Source organism: Kitasatospora sp. NPDC093102 (assembly GCF_040683915.1).
Lineage (GTDB): Bacteria > Actinomycetota > Actinomycetes > Streptomycetales > Streptomycetaceae > Kitasatospora.
This window is the reverse complement of record NZ_JBFBFA010000089.1, coordinates 2069-8735: the sequence shown is the minus strand read 5'-3', so window position 1 is coordinate 8735 and position 6667 is coordinate 2069. Positions and strand designations below refer to the sequence as shown.

Below are 6667 nucleotides of genomic sequence, written 5' to 3'. Positions count from 1 at the left end.
GGGCTCTGGAACGTGGACGCACTCCACGGCCTGTTCGGGGCCGGGGACAGCACCGACGACCTGACGGCGATGCCATGGGTACACGACGACAACAGCGACATCGAAAGCGGACCCCTCGCCGGGTTCCCACACGCGCGAGAACCCGGCGACGGGCTCTGGAACGTGGACGCACTCCACGGCCTGTTCGGGGCCGGGGACAGCACCGACGACCTGACGGCGATGCCATGGGTACACGACGACAACAGCTACTGGGAGGACGAACACGACCTCCCCACCACCCCCGAACCCACCCGGGAGGTGCCCGCCCGGGAGGCGGCGGGCCGCGCCGCCACTGTCACCGAACCTCTGGACGCCGCCCGCACGGCCGCCCACGGTGGCGCGCCCGCGCCCGGCGACACCCCGGCACCCAGCCTTCATGACGAAAGTGCGGCAGATGCCGGAGCCCAGCCGCCAAGCCGGGAAGCCCCACCAGACCCGGCGGACATGGACCTCGACGACTGGCTCATCACCGACCCCGACCCCGCCCCCGGCTGGCCAACCACCGACACGATCCACCACGCCACCGGGACACCACCCCACGACAGCGCCACCGAAGAAACCACGCCGGACCGCGCCGGCACCCTCCCGGACACCACCCACACCCCCGAGACGGACCACGCCGAGGCAGACGAGGTAGACCGCGTCCTCACGCCCGCCGCGACGTTCCTCAACCTCGACGACATTCCCATGCCGGAGAGCGACACCGAGATCACCTCCGCCGACGTCGACGAGATGGACGTTCTGCTCGCCACCTACCCCCCCGCCACCACCAAACCGTTCCCCACAACGACCAGGCCGGCCTTCTCGCCGGAACCCGCCCGTGCCACCCCCCCGAACCAGTCAGGGCAACCGCAACCACAGGACACCCACACCAACGCCGACCAGGCATTCGCCGCGAACGTCACGACCCCCGACGCCACGCTCCTCGAAGCACCGGCAATGTCCCCCCTCTACATCCCCAGCCCGCCACCCCCCGACCCCACGGACCCGGCGACACCCGACGCCCATGCCACCAGCGACGACACGGACCCGCACACCCCACCACAACACCACACCCACACCCACCCAGCACCCCTGTCCGACCCCCCCGACCACACGGCCTCCGACCTCACCCACACCACCCCCCACCTCCACGACACCACCCCCGCCGCCACCGCCACCGCCACCGGGGCAGCGACCCAGCCGCCCACCGCGCCCCCGAACGACCCGACCCCGAACGCCCTCAACGGCATACCCACCAACACCGAACAACACGAACCGACCACCCCCACCACCCCACCCCTCACCACAAGCTTCGCCAACATCCCCGACACCCTCGACACCCTCTACGCCCTCTACGCCCCACACCCCACCCACACCACCCACACCACCCCACCAACCACCTTCGGCACCCCACTCCCCCCCACACACATCCCCGACGACGACCACCCAACCGGCCCATAACCCCCCCAGGAGCAGCGGGATCTGCTGTCGGCGCTCGGAATTGAGGCCGACGCCGAGCTGGTGGCCGCGAAGGCCGCCGCGGAGGCGAAGCCGAAGGTGTCCCGCACGGACCGGTTCGCGCAGGGCCTGGCGGCACTGGCGCGGTTCGTGGAGCGGGAGCGGCATCCCCGGGTTCCCCGCCCGCACAAGGAGCAGGTGGAGGCCGTGGAGGCCGGCCCCGGTGGCGAGGAGCAGGTGGTGGTGTCGTACTTCGCGCTGGGCACCTGGCTCAACAATCAGAAGGCGAGGCGGGCGAAGCTGGCCCCGGGCCAGCTCGCGCAGCTGGCCGAGCACGGGGTGGAGTGGGCGTAGCGGGCCGTCCCCGGTCCGGGTGGCAGGTTCCGGCGGTAGGCTGCCGGGGCCCTGAGAAACTACTGGCAGGCCGTCACCTGCGGGTGGCGGCCTTCCCGCGTTGTGGGGCAGAGGCGCTGGGCGCTCGCAGTGGTGCGGTCCCCGGATCCGATGGCGCGATGGCCGTGAGGGAATCGGGCGGAGGATGAAGGCCGAGATCGACAAGGCAAAGGAGATACGGCGAACACGACACCGTCCGCTACGGCTTCGCGTCACCGCGATGTTCTGCAAGGTGTCACCGTGATCAACCTGTCCGGCCTCCCGTGAACAGCGCCAATGCACCTCAATGGCGGTGACACACGAATCCGAACGTCCCAGTGACACCACGGCCGAACCTCACAGCGTCGCCGCCGTACGCGGGGGCGTGCCGGCACGCTTCGGCGGCGGCCTTGACCTCGGCCATGCGGTGCGGCGGCCGCTCGTGGTCCGGCTCGGCCTTCTTCTCCTTCTGCTGTGGGGTGAGCCGCTTTGCGTCGGGCCGGTGGCGCTCGCGGCTGGCCTGAAGGACCAGGGCGGCCGGCGCCAGCCCCTCACGGCCGGTCTGGGGGTAGACGGTGGGCCACAGCCGCAGGTCGTGTGTACGGGCGCCCTGGCGGCGCAGCGAGGTCTCGAGCGCTGTAACTGGGCGTGGCGGGGGTGGCACGCCCGTCCCCTCGTTGGTTGAACGTCCCTGTCGGTGTGTCGCGTTGTGTCTTCCCGGTTGTGTTCCCATCGGTCCGCTCCAATCCGGTCCGGTCGTGGGTGGGGTTCCCGCTCTTTGGGTCTGGAAGGATTTGCGGTGTCGAGGTCCTCTGTGGGTGACGTGTTGTCCGGCATGGTCAACCTCGGAGGGTCGGGGAAACAGACGCCGTCGTGGTGGGCGTGGCTGATGGGGGCCATCTCGGGGTCGTCGTACCCGAAAGCGGACCCGGCGGGGCTGCTGGCGGGCGCGGGGGCGTTGCGGCGGGCGGCGGGGTTCGTCAACGACCGGGTACTGGCGGTGGAGCGGGCCGTGGCGGGCGCCGGGGTGGCGATGCCGGGGGCGGGGGCGATGATGGCCTCCACCCTGGTCGGTGTCGGGGACAGTGCCCGCGATGGCGCCCGAACCCTGGACGAGGGCGCCACCGCACTGGAGGAACAGGCCCGGGAGGTGGACCGGGCGCAGTTGATGCTGGGCTTCACCGCGGCGATCACCCTGTGGACGGTCGCCCAGCTGGCGTGGGCGATCGCCGCGACCGGCGGGACCTCGGCGGCGCTGGTACCCGCGGTGATGGCCGGTGGCCGCCGATCCGTCAGCGAGATCGTGGCGGAGCTGTTGGGGGCGATGCGTTCGGGTGCGTTGTTCGGCGCCGGGCAGGACGCCCTCGTCCAGGCGATCGAGGCGGCGAAGTACCGACAGGGACTGGACGCCACCTCCCTGCTCATCTCCGCCGTCGGCGGCCTCGCCGGCGGCATCGGGGACGTCGCGGGGCGTGGACTCGGCGACCGTCTGGCCGGTCCGGACCTGCTGCGGAAGACCGCCGGCGGGGCGCTGGGCGGCGCGATCGGCGGCGAGGCCGGCATGGTGATCTCCACCGCCTGGCAGAACGGCCCATGGGACCCCACCGCGTTCGCCCTCGCCGCCGCCGCGGGCGCCGGCACCGGTGCGATCGGCGGCGCCACCCACCACTACCAACAGACCCGACACCACAGCGCGTCGCCGCCGCACGCGACACCGGAAACCCCCGCGCCCCACACCGGGAAAACCCCGGCCCAGGGGCCACACCCCGACCGGCCCGAGAAAACCCCCACCCCGACCTCGACCCAGGACCAAGGCCAAGGTCCCGGGCAGGGGCGGGGGCAGGGGCAGGGGCCGGCCCGTGGCCACCAGGCGGGCGAGCCGGCCCCGGAGCCCGCACCCGTCCCGGACCCCACACCGCAGCGGGTGGCAGGGCCGGCGGTCGCACACGGGCCGCAGTCGCTCTCCCCGGACCCGGTGGACGCACACAGGCCGGGCGGGGTGTCGCACGAGGTCGTGGTGACGCAGCCCGCCGACACCGGCGGGGCCCACGACCGGGCCGACCGGCAGGAGCTGCGGATACCCACCGCCGGGTCGGGCCACCCCACCGATACCGGTGCCGGTGCCGTGGCGGGACACGCCCGTCCCGGCCGGGACCAGCTGCCGCCGCACCGCGCGCCGGGTTCGGTCCCCGTCGCGGATCCGGTCGGGGTTTCGGTCGGGGTTTCGCGGGGTGTCGTGTCGGAGTCGGCTGTGTCGGTCGTGCCGCATCCGGGTGTCGTGTCCGACGCGCGAGTCGGGCACGACGGCGGTGGGCCGGTTGTCGAGGGGTCTTCTGTTTCGTTGCACGTGCCTGTGGGGGGTTTCGGGGTGGGGGTGTTCCGGGACGAGGGCGGGGTGGCGGCTGCCGGGACCGTGGCCGACCGGCCGGCACGCCCCGCGCATGGGGGTCTCCCGGCCTCGGGTGTGGGTGTGGGTGTGGGTCAGGGTGTGGGTGGGGGTGTGGGTGGTGGGGTGTTGTCCGATGGTGTGGTGCGTGTGGGTGGGGGGTTGTATGAGCGGGGGGATTGGCGTAGTGGTGAGCCGCATTGGCCGTGGGCGGTGGCGAAGGCTCAGGGGCATCCGTTGGTGAGGGAGGTTCAGGGTGTTGACCGGGTGGATCTGGTCGGGTGGTGGAGGGGGTTGTCCCGGGTTCACCGGCAGTGGCTGCGGGTGGAGTTGAACATGATCGTGGCGCCGGAGGGGCGTCCCGCGCCGGCCGCTGAGGTGCCGGAGCCCGTGGAGGTCGTGGCGTTGCGTGCGGCGTTCGCGGGTGAGCTCGCTGTTCGGCGTCTGATGGGTGAGGACGTCAGTGCCGGCGAGCTGGTTCGTGCCGGGCGTTTTCTTCCTGCCGGGCATCCGGTCACCACCGTCTTCGGCGTCACCGCCACCGCCATCGCGGGTGGCGGTGGTGGCGTTTCCGGGACGGTGCATGGCGGTGGCGGTGTGGGTGGTGGTGTGGTGGGGGTGTTTCGTGATGCGGCGGGGCGTCAGGCGACGGCTGCGGATCGGCGTCGGTTCGTTCTGCCCGCTGGTGCCCGGACGAAGGGTGACGAGTTGCGGAAGCAGCGTGGTGGTGGTGGGCCCACCGGGGTCGGGGGCACGGTCGGTGACGGAGCCGGGGCCGGTGTGGCCCCGGGTGTCGGTGACGGTCGTGGCGGGCGCGATGGTGGCGGTGGTACGGGTGCTCCGGGGCGCGGTCGTGGCAAGCGTCCTGTTCCCGGGTCGGCGGGTGTTTCGCCGGCGGGTTCGACGGTGACGTTCCGGCCCAAGCGTTCGCGTACCGCGCTGGGGGATTCCGCCCGTGCCGGTGACCTGCCCGGTACGGGTGGTGTGGGCGGTGTGGGGGGTGGGTCGCCGGTGGTGGACGGGCGGGTGGAGGCTGCTTTGGTGGTGTTGGCGGGGGAGTTGAAGGAACACGGTGTGCGGGCGTTGCGGGGTGGTTCGCTCGGTGAGCTGGCGCGGTACGTGTTGCCGGTGGGGGCGGGTGTGGAGGGGCTGCGGCGTGCGGCGGGCACGGCGTTGGGGATGGATGCCGGGGCGGGGCTGAGTGTGGAGCGGCTCGTGTTCGCGCATGGGGTGAACGTCGTGCTCGACGCGTGTCCCGGGGCGGTGTGGCGGGAGCGTGTGATGTCGTATGCCGGGTTCCTGGAGGAACATCTGCTGCCGGCGGACGAAGAGCATTTCGAGGCCCTGCACCGGCTGTACGAACTGGCTCCCGACCACGGCGACACGGGTGCGGGGGTGCGGGGGCGGATCGACGCGTTGCTGACGGTGACCGGTGCCGGCGGGCAGAGTCCGGGTGCAGCGCGCCGCTGGGGTCTGTTGACCGATGCCGTGGCGATGTGTCGTGAGGATCGGGTGCTGAGCGTGGAGGCGCTGGCCGGCCGGGGTGAGGAGTTGCTGCCGGGCCGGGGTGAGGAGTTGCTGCCGGGCCGGGCCGGAGAGGACCCGGTGGGCGGGGTCGGGGAGGATCCGGTGGGCGGGGTCGGGAGCCCGGGTGCCGGTTCTTTCGGTGGTGAGGCGCGGGCGGAGGCGGTCGCGTTCGCGGTGGGGGTGGCGCAGGAACGGGGCCTGTCGCGTGGCGGTGTGCCGTCGGAGTCGGATGCCGTCGTGGCGGATTTGGCCGAACGTTACCTGGACGCGCTCGCGGCGATGGAGGCCGTTCCCCCGAAGTTCCGTCCCGCCGACATCCACGCCCTCGCCCGCAACGCGGTCACCGCCCACGCCGACCAGATCACCACCGCCCCCGCACACACCACCGACACACCCGCCGGTGATGCCGGCCGGCCGGCCGACGAGATCGCGGCGGCGCCTGTGGGTGGGGGTCTGCCGGCGGGTGGGGAGGCGGGTGGGGTGACGCGGTTCCACCGCCGGATCCCCGACCACCCCTTCACCGTCCGCTCAGCGCCCACCAAGATCAACTGCCACGGCCTGTCGATCACCATCCCGCTGTCCCGGCGGGGGAGTTTCGGCGAGCAGGATCTGACGGGTGTGCTGCGGCATACGGACGGGGTGTGGCGGGTGCGGTTCACCACGCCCGACGGCGGTGAGTTTTTCGATCATGTCCTTCCCTCCGCCACCAGCGGCACCTGCAAACCCGGCGACGAGACCGTCCTCGGCCTCACCATGACAGTGCCGGCCAGGCCCAAGGGGGCGGGGGCGGAATTCCGGTGGAGCGTCAAGCTGAAGGGCCTGGACTACCAGAAGACGGTGGTGTTCTCCCACCCGGATCACCGCAGTGTGAGCAAGCCCTACGACGAGCCGCCGTGGGCCCAC

Annotated in this window: 2 protein-coding genes and 2 pseudogenes; 3 read left to right on the top strand and 1 reads right to left on the bottom strand. The window is 72.4% G+C overall.

Annotation, left to right across the window (positions count from 1 at the left end; genetic code table 11):
* Window positions 1–1482: pseudogene (locus AB0O11_RS38330) on the top strand (hypothetical protein); the annotation flags it as partial.
* A gap of 60 nt (window positions 1483–1542) precedes the next feature.
* Complete coding sequence (locus AB0O11_RS38325) at window positions 1543–1833, top strand: helicase associated domain-containing protein (RefSeq protein WP_363396958.1); 291 nt, start codon at window positions 1543–1545, stop codon at window positions 1831–1833.
* A 322-nt stretch (window positions 1834–2155) separates the two neighbouring features.
* Here the strand turns inward: AB0O11_RS38325 and AB0O11_RS38320 are convergent, their stop codons facing one another.
* Window positions 2156–2515 (bottom strand): hypothetical protein, encoded by a 360-nt coding sequence (locus AB0O11_RS38320; RefSeq protein WP_363396955.1) that lies wholly within the window; start codon window positions 2513–2515, stop codon window positions 2156–2158.
* A gap of 150 nt (window positions 2516–2665) precedes the next feature.
* Between AB0O11_RS38320 and AB0O11_RS38315 the strand changes: the two are divergent.
* Window positions 2666–6667, top strand: a pseudogene (locus tag AB0O11_RS38315) (hypothetical protein); the annotation flags it as partial.